Source organism: Polaromonas sp. P1_G2 (assembly GCF_056405515.1).
The window spans coordinates 1-485 of record NZ_JBFUBY010001005.1; the positions used below are offsets into that span (position 1 = coordinate 1).

Sequence of the window (485 nt, forward strand, 5' to 3'; positions counted from 1 at the left end):
AGATTAAAGTGCAACCCGGTGGATAGAAGCCGGTGCGGATCTTCTCTGGGTCCGCTGCCCAAGAGTTCCTGACCGAGAGGGAAATTTGAACAGGCAACGCCCGCGTCGGCGGGTCAGGTTGTCTGCTTGCATCCGACAAGCAAACGCATCATCGTGCCGCGTCATTACGAATCCGCTGGGAGAAGAAAACATGGCCACTGGCACCGTCAAATGGTTCAACGCAACGAAGGGCTTTGGCTTCATCCAGCCGGATGACGGCGGCGCCGATGTGTTTGTCCACATCTCCGCGGTCGAGCGGACTGCGCGGGCTTAACGACGGCCAGAAGATCAGCTTTGAGCTGGTCAAGGACCGGAAGTCCGGCAAGATGTCGGCGGACAATCTGCAGGCCTGAGGCTTGCAGGATCAGGCGATGAGCCGCGCCGCCCGGCCGCTTCGCCGCGCGGCGTCGTTGTAATACTCCGACGCTTGCTGAACGGACCGATGC

At 60.4% G+C, this 485-nt stretch carries 1 pseudogene; it reads left to right on the forward strand.

Annotated elements, in window-relative coordinates:
- Nucleotides 1–190: 190 nt before the first annotated feature.
- Nucleotides 191–392: pseudogene (locus AC1D0P_RS28770) on the forward strand (cold-shock protein).
- Nucleotides 393–485 lie beyond the last annotated feature (93 nt).